Below are 17,236 nucleotides of genomic sequence, written 5' to 3'. Positions count from 1 at the left end.
GAGGAGACACCATGAAGCTATCCAGACTGTTCGGCGCGGCCCTGCTGGCTGCCACCACCCTGGCCCTGCCCCAGGCCCAGGCGCAGACCTACAAGCCGGAATACAAGCTGTCCATCGTGGTGGGCACCACCTTCCCCTGGGGCCAGGGCGCCGAGATCTGGGCCAACCTGGTGCGCGAACGCACCCAGGGCCGCATCAACATCAAGGTGTATCCGGGCACCTCGCTCGTGCAGGGCGACCAGACCCGCGAATTCACGGCCATCCGCCAGGGCGTGATCGACATGGCCGTGGGCTCGACCATCAACTGGTCGCCCCAGGTCAAGCAGCTCAACCTGTTCTCCCTGCCCTTCCTGATGCCGGACTACGCCGCCATCGACGCGCTGGTCCAAGGCGAGGTGGGCAAGGAGATGTTCAAGTACATCGACAAGGCGGGCGTCGTGCCGCTGGCCTGGGGTGAGAACGGCTACCGCCAGCTCTCAAACTCCAAGCGCGAGATCAAGACGCCGGCCGACATGAAGGGCATGAAGCTGCGCGTGGTGGGTTCGCCGCTGTACATCGACACCTTCACGGCCCTGGGCGCCAATCCCACCCAGATGAGCTGGGCCGACGCCCAGCCGGCGCTGGCCAGCGGCGCGGTGGATGGTCAGGAAAACCCCCTGTCGATTTATACCGGCTCCAAGCTCTACACTGTGGGCCAAAAATACCTGACGCTGTGGAACTACGTGGCCGACCCGCTCATCTACGTGGTCAACCGCGACGTCTGGAACTCATGGAGCGAAAAAGACCGCGAGATCGTGCGCCAGGCGGCGCTGGATTCGGCCAAGCAACAGATCGTCATCGCCCGCAAGGGCGTCACGCCCGAGGACCCCTCCCTGCTCAAGGAGATCGAGGGACATGGCGTGACGGTCACCAGCCTGGATGCCGGCCAGCACGCCGCTTTCGTGGCCGCCACCAAGGCCGTCTACGACAAGTGGAAAAAACAGATCGGCGAAGACCTCGTCAACATGGCCGAGAAGTCCATCGCCAACCGCAAGAAATAAGCAGCAGCCCAAGGGGGAAGCGGTGGCGCATGCCACCGACGCAAGGCAGGGGCGTCAATAATCCCTTCCAAACCACGGGCGCTGGCCACAAGCCAGCGCCCGTTTCTTTGCCGGTCCGGCCGCGGCCTTCAGTCCGGGTAGCGGACCTCCAGGATATCCAGCTCCTCCACCCCGCCCGGGGTGCGCAGGACCACGGTGTCGCCTTCGCGGGCCTTGATGAGGGCGCGCGCCACCGGCGAAATCCAGCTGATCTTGCCCGCCAGCGGCTCGGCCTCGTCCACGCCCACGATGGTCACCGTATGTTCTTCGCCGGCCTTGTCGGCATAGACCACGGTGGCGCCGAAGAAAACCTGGTCGCGGTTGGGTTGCTGCGAGGCATCGACCACCTCGGCGATATCCAGCCGCTTGGTCAAAAAGCGCATGCGCCGGTCGATTTCGCGCAGCCGCTTCTTGCCATAGAGATAATCGCCGTTCTCGGAACGGTCGCCATTGGACGCCGCCCAGGAGACGACCTGCACCACGCCGGGCCGCTCGACATTCATCAAGTGGGCCAGCTCGTCGCGCAGCCGCGCATAGCCCTCGGGCGTCATGTAGTTGCGCGTGCCCGCCGGCAATGCCTGCGCCTGCGGCACATCCTCGTCGTCGTCGCGATCGGATTCTTTGACAAAAGCCTTGTTCATGGCAAAACCACTGCGAATGAGGCGCCCGCCGGGCGCCAGGTCAGGAAGGGAGACTCAGAGCCAGTCGTGCCAGACCGGCTTCAGATCGTCCGGCAGGGGCGGCAGGCGGCCCAGGTCGGCCTTGCTTTCGCCCGCGCTGTGGAAGTCCGAACCGCGCGAGGCCAGGAAACCATAACGCCGGGCCACGCCCGCGTAGTGCACGGCCTCTTGCGCGGTATGGCTGCCGGTCACCACTTCGATACCTTCGCCGCCGAGCTGCAGAAACTCGTCGAACAGCGCCGCGAACTGCAAGGGCGTGTATTTGTAGCGGCCGGGATGCGCGATCACGGCGCGGCCGCCCGCCCCGCGTATCCAGCCCACGGCCTCGGCCAGGGTGGCCCATTGCATGGGTTCATGCCCCGGGCAGTCGTCGCCCAGGTATTTGTTGAACACGGTCTGCACATCGGGGCAATAGCCCGCCTCGACCAGATAGCGGGCAAAATGCGTGCGGCTGATGAGCTCGGGATTGCCGGCGAAGGGCAAGGCGCCCTCATAGGCGCCGGGCATGCCCAGGGCCGCCAGGCGCTCGCCTATCCGCAGCGCGCGGCCGGCGCGGCCGGCGCGCGTCTTGCGCAGGCCCTCGACCAGGGTGCGGTCCTTGTCGTCAAAGCACAGGCCCACGATATGCACCGTCTGCCCGGCCCAGGTGACCGAGATCTCCGCGCCCGTGAAATAGCGCAGCCCGACTTCGGCGGCCGCCGCGCGGGCCTCGTCCAGGCCGCCCACCTCGTCATGGTCGGTCAGGGCCCAGACGTCCACGCCATTGGCGCGGGCGCGGCGGGCCACCTCGGCCGGCGGCAACATGCCGTCGGACACCGTGGAATGGCAATGCAGGTCGATATTGAGGCGGGCGCTGTCCATGGGGCTATTGTAGGCCCGGCCGGACGGGCTGGAAAATACCGTCCGTCCCTGTTCTGTCAGCCCGCCTCCAGGAAGCGGGCGACGGGTTCGATCTGTTCGGGCGTCATGAGGGTGGGCGCATGCCCGACCCCGGCAAACACCCGCTCCTGCGTGCGCGGATTGCGCCGGCGCATCTCCTGCACGGTGGCCTCGGTCAACAGATCCGATTGCTCGCCGCGCAGCACCAGGATGGGACAATCCAGCCCTTCATAGGCATGCCAGAGCAAATGCTCGCCCGCCTCATAGGCCTGCGGGCTGGCCTGGGCGGCCAACGCCAGCGCGATATTGAGGTCGTAGCGCTTGATCCAGTGCTGGCCCTCGCGCACATAGCTGTGGTCGGCCAACTCGCTCCAGTGCGCCTCGCTATGCGGCCCGAACGTGGCGCAGGCCAGCTTGGTGGCCTGCACGGCCTCTGCAAAGGTGTTGAAAATCCCCGGCGTGCCGACGTTCTCGCAAATGCGGTCCAGCGCCGCGCGCTGCAGGCGCGGGCCCACATCGTTCAACACGATGCGGTCGAACCGCAGTTCTTGCGTCGCGGGCAAGGGCATGCCCGCATGGGCCTGCGTGGCGTGGGCCTGGCGCGCCATGCCCAGCGCGCCCGCCAGGCCCAGGCCGATCAGCCCGCCCATGGAGGTGCCCACCCAGGCCAGCGTCGCCGGCTGCAAGCGCGCCAGCAACGTCATCATGTCCGAAGCATATTGGGCAATGGTGTAGTGCATGGGGTTGCCCAGCCAATCCGATTGTCCGCGCCCCACGACATCCGGGCACACCACCCGGTAGCGCGTCGACAGACGCCGGGCCAGATGGTCGAAATCCCGCCCGTTGCGCGTCAAGCCATGCACGCACACCAGCACGCGCGCATTGTCAGGGTCGCCCCACTCCCAATAGGCCATGCGATGAAATCCTGCCGGACTGACGCAGGTGACGGAATCCAGACGCGGTTCTGACATGGCGGGGCCTGTGGACGAGAAACACATTGATGCCCATCTTACCCCCGCCCGGATGGCCTTGCCCAAAGACTGGTCACCACGCCGGAAATAATGCACAGCGCGGCAATGGCCAGCTCCAGCCCCGGCTGCTCGCCCAGCAACATCCGCGAACTGAGGATGCCCACCACCGGCACCAGCAGCAGGCCCAGTGAGGTCAGCCCCGACGGAATCGCGCGATTGACCGTGGTGAGCGCCCAGTAAGCCACCGCGATGGCGAACACCCCGCCATAAAGCAGCAGGCCAAAGTCGCGCGCGCCCAGCGAGAATCGCGGCGGGCCTTCCAGCGCCAGCGTGAGAGGCAAGAGCAGCAAGGTGGCCAGCAAGGCTTGCCAGAAAGTGAGCTCGAAAGGCGGCGTCAGCCAGCGGTGCGCCCGGATGTAGACGATGCTGCCGGCCCAGCACATGGCGCCCAGCAGGATCAGGACATTGCCGCGCCAGGCAGCGCTGTCGCGCCAATCGAAACCGGCCGGCTGGAACAACACCAGCAAGCCCGTCAAGGCCAGCGCCGCCCCCAGCCACTGGCCCCGGGCGGGCCGCTCGCGCAGCACCACGGCAGCCAACGGCAACACCCACAACGGCGTCGTATAGGCCAGCAGGACCGAACGGCCCGCGCTGACATGGTTCAAGCCCACGCTCACCAAGGCCGAGAACGCGGTCATGTGCAAGACGCCGACCGAAGCGATCACCGGCCAATCGCCGCGGCGCGGCCACACCAGCCGCCGGCGCGCCAGGCACAGCATGAACAGCGCCACCGTGCCCAGCGCCGAGCGCAGCAGGACGATCCACAAAGGCGGCAGGTCTTCGAGCAGCATTTTGCCGAAGGGCCAGTTCAGCCCCCAGCAGATGGCGACCAGCACAAGCAGGATGAGGGCGTGGCGTCGACTCATGGTTGCGGCGGGATAAGCAGATGCGTCCATTCTAGGAAGCGCGCGCCCGCCCCGGCCAGTCCAGGCCGGGATCGAATCATGGGGCCAGTCACGGCAGAAAACCGTTCCAGCGCTCCTGCCGCCAGCCTGTGACGCGCAACCGGGCGCCCGACTCCACCACCACCGCGCCATCGCGGTCGGTGCGCCAGACCCGGGCGCCGGCCCGCTCCCAGCGCCGCACGGCCGCCGGCGCCGGATGGCCAAAGCGGCTGAAGCGCCCGGCCTGGACAATGACGTGGCGAGCCTGGGCGGCGGCCACCAGCGCCGGACTGGAGGAGCCAGCCGAGCCATGGTGGGGCGCCAGCACCACGTCGACGGCGGGCAGCATGGGCGCCCAGTCCCTTTCCTGCGCGGCCGCCACATCGGCCGGCAGCAAGGCCCGGTGCGACCGTCCCTCGATCAGCAAGACGCAGCTGCGCGCGTTATTCCCCTTGGGCCAGAGCGCCCGCTCGCCCGAGGGATGCAGGAAGCGCAGGCGCACGCCGTCCATTTCCCAGCTCAGGCCGGCGCGGCACTCGTGCTGGCGCGCCGGCCTGGGCAAGACGGCGGGCAAGACCTCGCCATCGCGCTCGCGCAAACGCCGCTCGCGCGCCAGCCAGGCCGGCAAGGCGAAGGACGCCCAGGACTGCGCCACCGGCATGGCCGACAATACGCTGAGCAGGCCGCCGGCATGGTCCAGGTCGGCATGCGACACCACCAGGTGGTCCAGGCGGGTGATGCCGCGCGCCCGCAGATAAGGCAGCACCAGCCGCTCGCCCGCGTCCCAGGAGCGGTAGTGGCGCGGCCCGGTGTCATACAGCAGGACGTGGCGGGCGGTCTCCACCACGACCGCCGTGCCTTGCCCGACGTCCAGCGCGGTCAGGCGCCACCCGCCTTCGGCCGGACGCTCCGGACGCCAGGCCAGCATGGGCAGGACGCACAGCCATCCTACCCAGCGCGCCGGCCAGCCCCAGCCCTGCAGCGCCCAGGCCACGCCCGCCAGGGCCAACAGCAAGATCCATAAGGGAGATGCCGCCACCGGCAGCGTGGCCCAGGGCCATTGCGCCAGCCACGACAGCGCCCCCATCAGCCAGGCAAAGCCTTCGTGCGCCACCGCGCCCAGCCCGGCGGCCAGGCCATCTGCCAGTGCACCGGGCAGGCTGGCGAACAGGCCCGTGAGCAAGGCCAAGGGCGTCACCCACAGACTTACCCAGGGGATGGCCACCGCATTGGCCAGCGGCGACACCACCGACACTTCGCCCACCCAGAAGGCCAGCAGGGGCAGCAGGCCCAATGTCACCGCCATCTGAGTGCGGCAGAAATCCCAGGCCGCCGCCCGCAGGCGTTGGCCCCGGCTGCCTGACCGTGGCGTCAAGACCACTCGCATCAGGATCGCCACCGCGCCGAAAGACAGCCAGAAACCCGGCGTCATTACCGCCCAGGGGTCGAGCACCACGACGGCCATCGCGGCCAACAGCAAGATCGTTGCCGGTCCGAACGATAGGCGCGCCTGCAGCGCCCAGGCCACCACGGCCAACATGAAGAAGGTGCGGCGGGTCGGCACGCTCCAGCCCGCCAGCAGGCAATAACCAAGCGCCACGATCACCGCCGCCAACGCGGCCACACGCTGTGCCGCCCAGCGCTCGGCCACATGGCGCCCGCGCCACCGGATACGCGGCCAGACCCAGCGCGCCACCGCCGCGGCCAGTCCCGAGAGCATGGTCACATGCAAGCCGCTGATCGACACCAGATGCGTGATGCCCGTGCGATTGAAGACCCGCCAATCTTCGCGGCGCACCGACTGCTGGTCCCCCATGACCAGGGCCGTGATGACGCCCGCGTAGGGGCGTTCGCCCAGGACATCGGCCAGTCTGGCGCGCAGGCGGTGCCGCGCGCGCTCCAGCGCATGGCCTCGGGGCGGCGCCAACAAGCGAGGCTGGCCGCGCACCGATGCCGTGGCACCCACGCCTTCGGCGTGCAGGCGCCGCTCCCGATGCGGGCCATGTGGATTGGCCGGACCATAAGGCCGCCGCAGCACCAGCGCCATGCGCCAGCGTTGGCCTGGCACGAGCTCGGGCACCTTGCCGCCTGGAAGCGCCCGCCAGGTCACGCGCACCCGGGCGGGAATGCCTGAGGGCCGAGAAGCGTCCAACTGCGCCGTGAATGTCCGGCCGCCCGCATCGCCTTGCGCCAGGCTGGCCACGGTCAGCGGCAGGACGAAGATCTGGTTGTCATGCTCGCCGGCCAGCAGGCCGCTGTCCCAGGCGGCGCCACGCCACAGCGCGGCCAGGGCGGCCAAGAGCACCAGCCAGCCCATCCCCCCTTTGATCGCCAGGCGCCTACGCCACACCGCCGCCGCTCCAAGACACAAAGCCCGAGTCTGCGGCCGGCAAGCACCGGCCAAGGCCCTGTGTGTACCTCCGCGTGACTTCGTGGTGCTACCTGGCCGGCCCTGCGGCAACGGGCGCAGCCTTGGTCGGCGCCTTGGCCTAGAACTTCTGGTCGCGCAGCAGCTTGGCCAGTTCGGGCGCGGTCATGAGAGAGATGTCCTGCAGCTTGGCGTATTGCCAGGCCTTGTCGGAGACCTCGCCCAAGGCAATGAAGATGGCTTCGCGCGCACCGCGTTTCTCGCGCAATGACTGGAGCTCGCGCAGGGGTTCGACGCCCACGCTGGCGGCCTTCCAGCGCCGCGCGCTGACCACGGCCTCGTGCTCGTTCCTGCGCAGCGAGAAATCGGCGCCGGGCAATTGCAGGCGCTCGACCTGGCAGCCGTCGCGCGTAAAGCCGGCTTCGGCCGTGCGGGCGAACTCGGCCCAGGACATGCCAGCCACCGCTTCGGCCACGGCCAGCACGCGCGCCTGCGACGGCTGCTTCCATTGGCGGACGGCTGCCACGACGGAGATGGCGGCGAACGGCACGGCCACGAAAACGCCCATCACCGCGAGATCCTTGGGCAGGGCGGCAAAGCCGCCCACGCAAAACAGCAAGGCCACGCCGGCGCTCATCCACCACGGCGAACGCAGCAGCACGGCGAAGATCGAGTTCCGGGACATCTGGAGTTTCATGGCTGCGCCCTATCGGCCCGCGCGCAGCACGATGCGGGCATCGCCGCAAGTGACGACCTGGCCATCGCGGATCTTGGCGGTCTTGCGGGTCTCCACGACACCATCCACGCGCACCCGGCCCTCGGCCACCAGGGCCTTGCCCGCGCCTCCGCTGTCGGCCACGCCGGTCGCTTTCAGCAACTGGTTGATCTCGATATAGGAAGCGCCCTCGGCGAGCGTGAATTCGATGAGCGGCATGGGACAGACAGGAGGGAGGGGAAAGTGCGCCATGATACCCGAGCCTTCCCGCCCGGCCGCCGCGCGGTCAGCGGCGGGCGGCCAGGCGCGGCAGCACGCGGCGCGCGGTGGCCGTCGTGCGGCGCTCGACCTCCTCCAGCGGGCAGCCGCGCAGGGCAGCCAGCTCGGCGGCGATGCGGGGCAGCTGGCCGGGCGTGTTGCGCGACTCATGCAGCCAGGCTGGCGGGATATCCGGCGCATCGGTCTCCAGCACCAGGTGATCGAGGTCCAGCCCGGCGGCATGCCGCCGGATCTGCAAGGCGCGCGAGAAGGTCATCGCCCCGCCCATGCCCAGGGCAAAGCCCAGGTCGATGAACGCCTGGGCCTGCTGGGCGCTGCCATTGAAGGCGTGGGCGATGCCGCCGCGCTGGCCGCGCTGGCGGCGCAGGTATTTCAGCAGGATGTCTTGCGAGCGGCGCACATGCAGCAGCACGGGCAGGCCGAACTCGGCGGCCAGGGCCAGCTGGGCGGCATAGAAATGCTCCTGGCGCTCGCGCGGCGCGCCGCTGGCGATGGCGGGCACGAAGAAGTCCAGGCCGATCTCGCCGACGGCGACAAAGCGCGGATCCGGCAAGGCCGCTTCGACGGCCCGGCGCAAGGCGTCCAGGTCCTCGTCGCCGGCGCGCTCGACGTACAGCGGATGGATGCCCAGGGCATAGGCGCCGCCCTCGATGGCGTGTGCCAGCTCGCGCACGACGGCGAAGTTGGCGCGCTCGACGGCCGGGATGACAATGGCTCCCACCCCCGAGGCACAGGCCTGCCGCGCCACCGCCATGCGGTCGGCGTCGAATTCAGCGGCATCGAGATGGCAGTGCGTGTCGATCAGCATGGCAGGCAAGCCGCCCAGGATCAACCCGGCAGCAGGCGTCCGTTTTCCATATGGAGCTGGCGGTCGGCGCGGGCGGCCAGCTCGGGGTCGTGGGTGACGATGGCAAAAGCCGTGCCCGACTCGCGGTTGACCCGCGTGAGCAGCTCGAACATATTATGCGCCGTATGGCGGTCCAGGTTGCCGGTGGGCTCGTCGGCCAGCACGCAGGCCGGCCGTGTGACCAGGGCCCGCGCCAGCGCCACACGCTGCCGCTCGCCGCCCGACAATTGCCCGGGGTAATGGCCTTCGCGCGCGGCCAGCCCGACCTGGGCCAGCACCTCGCGCGCCTGGGCCCGGGCCTGCCCGCGATCGGCGCGGCGCACGATCAAGGGCATGGCGACATTGTCCAGCGCCGTGAACTCCGGCAGCAGGTGATGGAACTGGTAGACAAAGCCCAGGCTGCGATTGCGCAAGGCGCTCTTGCGGGATTCGGACAGGCCGTCGGCCGAGGTGCCGTCGACCACGACCGAGCCGCTGCTGGGCACATCCAGCAGGCCCAGGATGTGCAGCAGCGTGCTCTTGCCCGACCCCGAGGCGCCGACGATGGCGACCATCTCGCCCCGCGCCACGACCAGCGACACATCGTCCAGCACCTGGATGCGGGCCGGGCCTTCGTCATAGACCTTGGACAGGTGCTCGGCGCGCAGCGCCGGCTGGAGGGAATCAGTCATGGCGCAACACCTGGGCCGGTTGCAGGCGCGAGGCGCGCCAGCTCGGATAAAGCGTGGCCAGCAGGGACAGCACCAGCGAGGTCACGCCTATGGTGATGATGTCGCCGGCCTGCGGATCGGAAGGCAGCGCGCTGATGAAATAGATCTCGCGCGGCAGGAAGTGCACGCCCAGCATGCGCTCGATGAAGGGCACGATGATATGGACGTTGTAGGCGATGACAATGCCGCCGGCCACGCCCAGCAGCGTGCCGATCACGCCGATCAGCGCGCCCTGCACCAGGAAGATGCGCGCCACCTCGCGCGGCCCGGCGCCCAGCGTGCGCAGGATGGCGATGTCGGATTGCTTGTCCTTGACCGCCATGACCAGCGAGGACAGCAGGTTGAAGGCAGCCACCGCCACGATCAGCGCCAGGATGAGGAACATCATCCGCTTTTCGGTCTGCACCGCGGCAAACCAGGTACGGTTGTTGCGCGACCAGTCGCTGGCCATGACATAGGGCGGCAGCACCCGGGTCAATTCGGCGGCCACCTCGGGCGCGCGCTGCATATCGGCCACGCGCAGCCTCACGCCGGCCGTGCCGCTGTCCCGGAATACCTTGGCGGCGTCCTCGTCATCGACGAACACCAGGGAGGAGTCGTATTCGTAGTGACCGGAAGTGAAGGTGCCCACGACGGTGAACTGGCGCATGCGCGGCGCGAAGCCGGCCGGACTGATGGAGCCCTGGGGCGCCAGCATCAGCACGGTATCGCCCACCTTCACGCCCATGCTGTCCGCCAGGTCGCTGCCCAGCACCGCCCCGAAACCGCCGGCCACGAGGTCCGACAGCTTCCCGCTCACCATCTGCCGGGGCAGGTCGGAAACCTCGCCCTCCAGCGCCGGATCGATGCCGCGCACCTGCACGCCGTGCAGCGACTGCCCGCGCACCAGCATGGCGCCAGCGGCCACGAAGGGCGCGCCGCCCTTGACCTCGGCGTTCTTGCGGGCCGCATCGGCAAACTGCTGCCATTGCGCCAGGACGCGGTCGGGCAAGGCGCCCGGAATATAGAGCTCGATATGCGGCAGGACCGACAGCATGCGGTCGCGCACTTCCTTCTGGAAGCCGTTCATCACGGAAAGCACGACGATCAGCGCCGCCACGCCGAGCGCGATCCCCGCCATGGAGGAGGCCGCGATGAAGGAAATGAAGCGGTCCCGGCGCCCGCCGCGCCGGCCCAGACGGGCCAGGCCCGCATAGCGGGCGCCGATCCAGAGTTCGTAAGGTAATTTCAGCACCCGCGCATTATGGCATTAACCCGTGCGCCAAGGCACATCCCGGCATGCCCGGATGTGTCGGTCTGTTCGGGCGCCGGCCGGGACTACAATCCCGGCCATGCATATCGTGATTCCCGGCGCCTTGCCCGACCTCGCCGTGGCCAGCGAACTGGCCCGGCACCTGCCCGAACACGCCCCTGTCTTCAGCCGCTGGCTGGCGCTGGGCCGGGCCCGGCCGGCCGCCTTCGATCCCAGGAGCCAGGGCTGTACCGCCTATGAAGGCTGGCAGCTGCGCGCCGCCGGCTTCCAGCCCGATCCCGGCTTGCCCCTGGGGGCGGGCCTGGGCCCGCTGCTGGCTGGCGCCCGGACCGGAGACGAAGCCGTCTGGCTGGGCGAACTCGTCCATCTGGCCCTGGGCACGGATTCGGCCACCCTGCTGGATCCCGGGCTGATGGACCTGCGGCCCGAAGAAAGCGCCGCCCTGTTCGAGGCCATCGAGCCGCTGCTGGCCGATGGCGAATTCGGCATCCAGGCCATCAGCCCGCAACGCTGGCGGCTGCGCCTGCCGCCCGGCCTGTCGCCCCGGCCGGCCAGCCCGTTGGCGGTCGCCGGCGACCGGCTGCAGCATTGGTGGACCCAGGATGCCGCCAGCCGCCCCTGGCGCCGGCTGCTCAATGAAATCCAGATGGCCTGGTACGAGCATCCAGTCAACGAAGCCCGGGCGGCCCGGGGCGCCCCGCCGGTCAATGGCCTATGGCTCTATGGCGGCGCGCGGCCCTGGACGCCGGTGCCGCACGACGCCCAGGTCTACCCCGAGCTGGAGGCGCTGGCGCGCGCCGGCGACTGGGGCGGCTGGCTGCGCGCGCTGTCCGTGCTGGACAGCGAGCGCCTCAAACCGCTGGCCGATGCCGGCGGCCAAGCCCTGCGTCCGCTTGAATTGACGCTGCTGGGCCGCGACCGCAGCGTCGGACTCACTCTCCAACCCCGCCCGGGCCTGCTCAAATGGCTGCCCGTGCGCAAACACAATTGGAACGCCTGGTGGTCACACCCCGTCTAACCGTCCGCAACGCCGACCTGTCCGCCTGCCAGGCGCTGCAGAACGCCGGCATCCATCCCCTGCTCGCCCGGCTGTGGGCCGCGCGCGGCGTTACCGAACCCGGCCAGACCCAGATGGGCTGGCCCGCGCTGCTGCCGCCGGGCACGCTGACCCATTCGGCGCATGCCGCCGCCGTATTGGCCGACGCCATCCAGGCAGGCAAGCGCCTCCTGATCGTGGCCGATTACGACTGCGACGGCGCCACCGCCTGCGCCGTGGGCCTGCGGGCCCTGTGGGCCATGGGCGCCAATGTCGATTTCCTCGTGCCCAACCGCTTCGAGACCGGCTACGGCCTGTCCCCGGCCGTGGTCGACCTGGCCGTGGCGCATCGGGCCGGCAAGCCCGATCTCATCATCACGGTGGACAACGGCATCGCCAGCGTCGAGGGCGTGGCCGCGGCCAACGCGGCCGGCATCGGCGTGGTCATCACCGACCACCACCTGCCGGGCGACACGCTCCCCGACGCGCTGGCCATCGTCAATCCCAATCAGCCCGGCTGCGGTTTCCCGTCCAAGAACCTGGCCGGGGTGGGCGTGATCTTCTACATGATGCTGGCCCTGCGCGCCGAGCTGCGCCGCCGCGGCGTCTATCCGCCCGATGGCGGTCCGCGCCTGGATGCGCTGTCCGACCTGGTGGCGCTGGGCACGGTGGCCGACGTGGTCAAGCTGGACGCCAACAACCGCCTGCTGGTCACGCAGGGCCTGCAGCGCATGCGCGCCGGACGCATGCAAGCGGGCTTGCGGGCCCTGTTCGCCGTGGCCGGCCGCGAGCCGCGTTCGGCCAATGGCTTTGATCTGGGTTTCGCCCTGGGGCCGCGCATCAACGCGGCGGGCCGGCTGGCCGACATGAGCCTGGGCATCGCCTGCCTCACGACCGACGATGAAGACCAGGCCCTGGCCATGGCCCGCGAACTGGACAACATCAACCGCGAGCGCCGCGGCATCGAAGCCGAAATGCGCGAGCAGGCCATGGCCGCCATGCAGGCCCCCGAGGCCGTCGCCGGCGCCACGGTCTGCGTCTTCGACCCCTCCTGGCACCAGGGTGTGGTGGGCCTGGTGGCGTCGCGCCTGAAAGAAAAATTCTGGCGCCCCACCCTCGCCTTCGCGCCGGCCGGCGACGATGAGATCCGCGGCTCGGGCCGCTCCATCCCGGATGTCCACCTGCGCGATGCCCTGGACCTGGTATCCAAGCGCCATCCCGGGCTCATCCGCAAATTCGGCGGCCACGCCATGGCCGCCGGCCTGACCCTGGGCCGCGACGGCTTTGCCGCCTTCGCTCCGGCCTTTGATGCCGCCGTGCGCGAGCTCACCGGCCGCGACCGCTTCGAGCCCCTGATCGAAACGGACGGTTCGCTCGAAACCGGCTACGCCAACGCGGAGGTCGCCGGGCTGCTACAGCAGCAGGTCTGGGGCGCCGGCTTCTCGGCCCCGCTGTTCCTGGACGAATTCACCGTGCGCAACCAGCGCCTGGTGGGCGAAAAACACCTCAAGCTTTCGCTCGAGCGCGGCCAGCAGCGCTTTGACGCCATCTGGTTCGGGCATGACCAGAGCCTGCCCGAACGCATCCAGGCCGCCTATCGCCTGGAGCAGAACGTCTGGAACGGGCTGGTGTCGGTGCAATTGGTGATCGAATACGCCGGCGCGGCATGAAAACAGGGCCGGACTCCATAGTCCGGCCCAAGCACGCTAAAATGCCAGGTTTCGCATAAAAGTCATCAGGATCACTCATGGAAGCCGAACGTCAGAACCAGATCGCCGCCCGCCTTGCCGACTACGCGGAGCGCGAGCAGGCTCTACGGAGGTATCTTTGACTACGATGCCAAAGCCGAACGCCTGCAAGTTGTAAACGCCGAGCTGGAAGACCCCTCGGTCTGGAACGATCCCAAACACGCCCAGGACCTGGGCCGTGAAAAGAAATCGCTCGAAGACGTGGTCCAGACGCTGTCCGAGCTGGGCCAGGGCGTGGCCGACGCCCGGGAGCTATTCGAGCTGGCCGCCGCGGACGACGACGACGCGACGCTGGAATCCATCGAATCCGATGCCGACGGCTTCCAGGAAAAACTGGAAGGCCTGGAATTCCGCCGCATGTTCTCCAACCCGGCCGACCCGCTGAGCTGCTTCCTGGACATCCAGGCCGGCGCCGGCGGCACCGAAGCCCAGGATTGGGCCTCCATGCTGCTGCGCCAGTACCTCAAGTACGCCGAACGCAAAGGCTTCAAGGCCGAAGTGCTGGAAGAATCCGAAGGCGAAATCGCCGGCATCAAATCGGCCACGATCAAGATCGAGGGCGAATACGCCTTCGGCTATCTGCGCACCGAGACCGGCGTGCACCGCCTGGTGCGCAAGAGCCCCTTCGACTCCTCGGGCGGCCGCCATACCTCGTTTGCCAGCGTCTTCGTCTATCCCGAGGTCGACGAATCCTTCGAGGTCGAGGTCAACCCGGCGGACCTGCGCGTCGACACCTACCGCGCCAGCGGCGCGGGCGGCCAGCACATCAACAAGACCGACTCGGCGGTGCGCATCACGCACATGCCGACCGGCATCGTGGTGCAATGCCAGAACGACCGCTCCCAGCATCGCAACCGCGCCGAAGCCATGCAGATGCTCAAGTCCAAGCTGTATGAGCTCGAAATGCGCAAACGCATGGCCGAGCAGCAGAAACTCGAAGACTCCAAGACCGATGTGGGTTGGGGCCACCAGATCCGCTCCTACGTGCTGGACCAGAGCCGCATCAAGGATCTGCGCACCAACGTCGAGATCTCCAATACCCAGAAAGTCCTGGACGGCGACCTGGATCCCTTCATCCAGGCCAGCCTGAAGCAAGGCGTTTGATTCCCCGGGGGCATGGCCCCCGCCCCGCAGCCCACGGAAGCCCGCAACCATGACCGATACGTTTGCCATCCTGACCGGCGCCTCGCGCGGCCTGGGCGCCGCCCTGGCCCGCGGCCTGCTCAAACCGGGCACCCAACTGGTGACCCTGGCGCGCCGCAACGATCCCGAACTGGCCGCCCTGGCGCGCGAGCGCGGCGTGGCCCTGAAGGAAATCCAGGTCGATCTCTCCGACGCGGACGCCGCCGCGCGGGCCGCCCGGCAGCTGGCCATCCCGCGCGATGCCAGGCGCTACGTGCTCATCAACAACGCCGGCACCGTGCACCCGGTGGCCAACGCCAATGCCCTGGCCGACGCCGCGGCCATCGGCCAGGCCTTCACGCTCAACGTCACCGCCGTCATGCTGCTGACCGCCCGTTTCCTGCAGGCGGTCGACGGCCTGCAGGCCGAGCGGCGCATCATCAACATCTCCTCGGGCGCGGGCCGCAATCCCACCGCCGGCTGGGGCGTCTACTGCGCCACCAAGGCGGCCCTGGATATGTACAGCCGCGTCCTGAAGGCCGAGCACGGCCCGGCGGGCGTGCGCGTGGTGTCGCTTGCGCCCGGCATCGTCGATACCGGCATGCAGGCCGATATCCGGGCCAGCGATCCCGCCGCCTTCCCCGGCCTGGCCCGTTTCCAGGAATTCCATTCCACCGGCAAGCTGGCGGCCCCGGCCGATGTGGCCGCCAACATCCTCGCCTACCTGGATCGCGAAGACTTCGGCCAGACCGAAATCGACGACATCCGCAATTACCACTGACCCACCATGACTGATCACTCGCCCACCGCCCAGGATGAAAACCGCTTGATCGCCGAGCGGCGCGCCAAGCTGGCCAAACTGCGCGAAGCCGGCGTCGCGTATCCGAACGACTTCGTTCCGGATGCGCAAGCCGCCCGCCTGCACGACAAATACGACGACCAGGAGCCGCAAGCCCTGCTCGATGCCGCCGTGCAGGTCAAAGTGGCCGGGCGGATGATGCTCAAGCGCGTCATGGGCAAGGCGAGTTTCGCCACCCTGCAAGACGGCAGCGGCCGCATCCAGATCTACCTGGATCGCGGCACGCTGGGCGAAGAGGTCTATGCCGCCTTCAAGCAGTGGGACATCGGCGACATCATCGCGATCGAGGGCTCGGTCTTCAAGACCAACAAGGGCGAGCTCTCGGTGCACGCCGCCCGGGCGCGCCTGCTGTCGAAGTCGCTGCGCCCCCTGCCCGACAAATTCCACGGCCTGGCCGACCAGGAATTGCGCTATCGCCAGCGCTATGTCGACCTCATCATGACCGAGGCCACGCGCCGCACCTTCGAGGCGCGCAGCAAGGCCGTGGGCGGCATCCGCCAGGCCATGCTGGCCGCCGGCTTCCTGGAAGTCGAAACGCCGATGCTGCACCCGATCCCGGGCGGCGCGGCGGCCAAGCCCTTCGTGACGCATCACAACGCGCTGGACATGGAAATGTACCTGCGCATCGCTCCCGAGCTCTACCTCAAGCGCCTGATCGTCGGCGGCTTTGACCGCGTGTTCGAGATCAACCGCAATTTCCGCAATGAGGGGGTGAGCCCGCGCCACAACCCCGAGTTCACGATGATGGAGTTCTACGCGGCCTATGCGGATTACCGCTGGCTGATGGACTTCACCGAGTCGCTGATCCGCCAGGCCGCGATCGCCGCCACCGGCAGCGCCGTGCTGACCTACCAGGAGCGCGAACTCGATCTCTCCAAACCCTTTGACCGCCTGACCATCTGCGAGGCCATCCTCAAGTACGCTCCGCATTACACCCAGGCGCAGCTCGATGACGCCGCCTTCGTGCGCGCCGAACTGAAGAAGCTGGGCGCGGATGTCGACCACGCGCCCCTGGCCCGGGCCGGCCTGGGCGCGCTGCAGCTGGCGCTGTTCGAAGAAACGGCCGAGTCCCAGCTCTGGAACCCGACCTATATCGTCGACTACCCGGTCGAAGTCTCGCCGCTGGCCCGGGCTTCCGATAGCCGCGCGGGCATCACCGAGCGCTTCGAACTCTTCATCACCGGCCGCGAGATCGCCAACGGTTTCTCCGAGCTCAATGACCCCGAAGACCAGGCCGAGCGCTTCCGCGCCCAGGTCGAGGCCAAGGACGCGGGCGACGAAGAAGCCATGTATTACGACGCCGACTACATCCGCGCGCTCGAATACGGCATGCCGCCGACCGGCGGCTGCGGCATCGGCATCGACCGCCTGGTGATGCTGCTGACCGACAGCCCCAGCATCCGCGACGTGATCCTGTTCCCGCACTTGCGCCGCGAAGACTGAGGCCGCGCCACGATGCTTGCCAAGATCCTCTTGCTTGCAGGCCTCGTGGTGCTCGGGCTGTATGTCCTGCTGCCGCGCCGCCGCGCCCCCAGAGGGCCGGCCAGGCGCGGCTTTCTTTTTTGCTGCGGCGCCTGCGCCGTGCTGTTGGCCAGCGCCGTGCTCGCCTGCCTGCTCTGGATGAGCCGGGCGAGCCTGGCGGGCGCCGACGGCAAGCTCGACTTCCTGCTGCCGCTGGCCCTGGCGCAACTCATCCTGGCCGTGGCCTGCGGCCTGCTGGCCTACCGGCGCCGGCCGCGCTGACCCC

17 protein-coding genes are annotated in these 17,236 nt (G+C 68.7%); 7 read left to right on the top strand and 10 right to left on the bottom strand.

The window, feature by feature from the left end; all coding sequences use genetic code 11:
• Nucleotides 1–11: 11 nt before the first annotated feature.
• The gene (locus tag AXA74_RS07735; protein WP_029580562.1) at nt 12–1,040 is read left to right on the top strand and encodes a DctP family TRAP transporter solute-binding subunit; all 1,029 of its coding nucleotides are present in this window, start codon (nt 12–14) and stop codon (nt 1,038–1,040) included.
• Between the two features lie 128 nt (nt 1,041–1,168).
• Here AXA74_RS07735 and greB read toward each other — a convergent pair whose 3' ends face one another.
• The 10 genes from greB to AXA74_RS07685 all read right to left on the bottom strand — a co-directional run bounded on the left by greB (nt 1,169) and on the right by AXA74_RS07685 (nt 10,658).
• Nucleotides 1,169–1,720 (bottom strand): transcription elongation factor GreB, encoded by a 552-nt coding sequence (gene greB / locus AXA74_RS07730; protein WP_029580561.1) that lies wholly within the window; start codon nt 1,718–1,720, stop codon nt 1,169–1,171.
• A gap of 54 nt (nt 1,721–1,774) precedes the next feature.
• Nucleotides 1,775–2,620: a 3',5'-nucleoside bisphosphate phosphatase gene (locus tag AXA74_RS07725; RefSeq protein ID WP_029580560.1), complete on the bottom strand. Its 846-nt coding sequence runs from the start codon at nt 2,618–2,620 to the stop codon at nt 1,775–1,777.
• A 56-nt stretch (nt 2,621–2,676) separates the two neighbouring features.
• On the bottom strand, nt 2,677–3,609 hold the full coding sequence (locus AXA74_RS07720) for an alpha/beta fold hydrolase (RefSeq protein WP_029580559.1): 933 nt from the start codon (nt 3,607–3,609) through the stop codon (nt 2,677–2,679).
• A gap of 38 nt (nt 3,610–3,647) precedes the next feature.
• On the bottom strand, nt 3,648–4,535 hold the full coding sequence (locus tag AXA74_RS07715) for a DMT family transporter (protein ID WP_223850525.1): 888 nt from the start codon (nt 4,533–4,535) through the stop codon (nt 3,648–3,650).
• Nucleotides 4,536–4,623: 88 nt separating this feature from the next.
• A complete protein-coding gene (locus AXA74_RS07710) occupies nt 4,624–6,924 on the bottom strand; it encodes a DNA internalization-related competence protein ComEC/Rec2 (RefSeq protein ID WP_080700324.1) in 2,301 nt (766 codons plus the stop codon).
• A gap of 118 nt (nt 6,925–7,042) precedes the next feature.
• On the bottom strand, nt 7,043–7,618 hold the full coding sequence (locus AXA74_RS07705) for a restriction endonuclease (protein WP_029580555.1): 576 nt from the start codon (nt 7,616–7,618) through the stop codon (nt 7,043–7,045).
• Nucleotides 7,619–7,627: 9 nt separating this feature from the next.
• Nucleotides 7,628–7,855 carry an RNA-binding S4 domain-containing protein gene (locus AXA74_RS07700; protein ID WP_029580554.1) on the bottom strand — a complete coding sequence of 76 codons (228 nt, stop codon included), beginning with the start codon at nt 7,853–7,855 and terminating at the stop codon, nt 7,628–7,630.
• A 67-nt stretch (nt 7,856–7,922) separates the two neighbouring features.
• Nucleotides 7,923–8,723: a TatD family hydrolase gene (locus tag AXA74_RS07695; RefSeq protein WP_029580553.1), complete on the bottom strand. Its 801-nt coding sequence runs from the start codon at nt 8,721–8,723 to the stop codon at nt 7,923–7,925.
• A gap of 20 nt (nt 8,724–8,743) precedes the next feature.
• Nucleotides 8,744–9,433, bottom strand: coding sequence for a lipoprotein-releasing ABC transporter ATP-binding protein LolD (gene lolD, locus AXA74_RS07690; protein WP_029580552.1), 690 nt, complete (start codon nt 9,431–9,433; stop codon nt 8,744–8,746).
• A complete protein-coding gene (locus AXA74_RS07685) occupies nt 9,426–10,658 on the bottom strand; it encodes a lipoprotein-releasing ABC transporter permease subunit (RefSeq protein ID WP_029580551.1) in 1,233 nt (410 codons plus the stop codon). The genes lolD and AXA74_RS07685 overlap by 8 nt, the downstream gene beginning before the upstream one ends.
• 145 nt (nt 10,659–10,803) lie before the next feature.
• Here AXA74_RS07685 and AXA74_RS07680 point away from each other — a divergent pair, with 145 nt between their 5' ends.
• The 6 genes from AXA74_RS07680 to AXA74_RS07655 all read left to right on the top strand — a co-directional run bounded on the left by AXA74_RS07680 (nt 10,804) and on the right by AXA74_RS07655 (nt 17,232).
• Entirely contained in the window at nt 10,804–11,742 is a 939-nt protein-coding gene (locus AXA74_RS07680; RefSeq protein ID WP_029580550.1) for a hypothetical protein, read from the top strand.
• Complete coding sequence (gene recJ, locus AXA74_RS07675) at nt 11,724–13,430, top strand: single-stranded-DNA-specific exonuclease RecJ (RefSeq protein WP_029580549.1); 1,707 nt, start codon at nt 11,724–11,726, stop codon at nt 13,428–13,430. Before AXA74_RS07680 ends, recJ begins: the two co-directional genes overlap by 19 nt.
• 77 nt (nt 13,431–13,507) lie before the next feature.
• Nucleotides 13,508–14,612 (top strand): peptide chain release factor 2 gene (prfB, locus tag AXA74_RS07670; RefSeq protein WP_126623568.1). Its coding sequence is split into 2 segments (ribosomal slippage): nt 13,508–13,588 and nt 13,590–14,612, totalling 1,104 coding nucleotides; the frame shifts between segments, so codons are not numbered across the junction.
• A gap of 49 nt (nt 14,613–14,661) precedes the next feature.
• Nucleotides 14,662–15,411: an SDR family oxidoreductase gene (locus tag AXA74_RS07665; protein WP_032978849.1), complete on the top strand. Its 750-nt coding sequence runs from the start codon at nt 14,662–14,664 to the stop codon at nt 15,409–15,411.
• A gap of 6 nt (nt 15,412–15,417) precedes the next feature.
• Nucleotides 15,418–16,932: a lysine--tRNA ligase gene (gene lysS / locus AXA74_RS07660; protein ID WP_029580547.1), complete on the top strand. Its 1,515-nt coding sequence runs from the start codon at nt 15,418–15,420 to the stop codon at nt 16,930–16,932.
• 12 nt (nt 16,933–16,944) lie between these two features.
• Nucleotides 16,945–17,232, top strand: coding sequence for a hypothetical protein (locus tag AXA74_RS07655; RefSeq protein ID WP_029580546.1), 288 nt, complete (start codon nt 16,945–16,947; stop codon nt 17,230–17,232).
• Nucleotides 17,233–17,236 lie beyond the last annotated feature (4 nt).

Source organism: Bordetella hinzii LMG 13501 (genome assembly GCF_001548475.1).
Classification (GTDB): Bacteria; Pseudomonadota; Gammaproteobacteria; order Burkholderiales; family Burkholderiaceae_B; genus Bordetella; species Bordetella hinzii.
This window is presented reverse-complemented; position numbering and strand designations above follow the sequence as displayed.

Bases quoted from the DNA above. Each gene is read 5' to 3' on its own strand.
- AXA74_RS07715 (WP_223850525.1), bottom strand. From the start codon at position 4,535: ATGAGTCGACGCCACGCCCTCATCCTGCTTGTGCTGGTCGCCATCTGC.
- AXA74_RS07680 (WP_029580550.1), top strand. From the start codon at position 10,804: ATGCATATCGTGATTCCCGGCGCCTTGCCCGACCTCGCCGTGGCCAGC.
- AXA74_RS07705 (WP_029580555.1), bottom strand. From the start codon at position 7,618: ATGAAACTCCAGATGTCCCGGAACTCGATCTTCGCCGTGCTGCTGCGT.
- AXA74_RS07695 (WP_029580553.1), bottom strand. From the start codon at position 8,723: ATGCTGATCGACACGCACTGCCATCTCGATGCCGCTGAATTCGACGCC.
- AXA74_RS07735 (WP_029580562.1), top strand. From the start codon at position 12: ATGAAGCTATCCAGACTGTTCGGCGCGGCCCTGCTGGCTGCCACCACC.
- AXA74_RS07655 (WP_029580546.1), top strand. From the start codon at position 16,945: ATGCTTGCCAAGATCCTCTTGCTTGCAGGCCTCGTGGTGCTCGGGCTG.
- lolD (WP_029580552.1), bottom strand. From the start codon at position 9,433: ATGACTGATTCCCTCCAGCCGGCGCTGCGCGCCGAGCACCTGTCCAAG.
- AXA74_RS07725 (WP_029580560.1), bottom strand. From the start codon at position 2,620: ATGGACAGCGCCCGCCTCAATATCGACCTGCATTGCCATTCCACGGTG.
- greB (WP_029580561.1), bottom strand. From the start codon at position 1,720: ATGAACAAGGCTTTTGTCAAAGAATCCGATCGCGACGACGACGAGGAT.
- AXA74_RS07665 (WP_032978849.1), top strand. From the start codon at position 14,662: ATGACCGATACGTTTGCCATCCTGACCGGCGCCTCGCGCGGCCTGGGC.
- lysS (WP_029580547.1), top strand. From the start codon at position 15,418: ATGACTGATCACTCGCCCACCGCCCAGGATGAAAACCGCTTGATCGCC.
- AXA74_RS07700 (WP_029580554.1), bottom strand. From the start codon at position 7,855: ATGCCGCTCATCGAATTCACGCTCGCCGAGGGCGCTTCCTATATCGAG.
- AXA74_RS07720 (WP_029580559.1), bottom strand. From the start codon at position 3,609: ATGTCAGAACCGCGTCTGGATTCCGTCACCTGCGTCAGTCCGGCAGGA.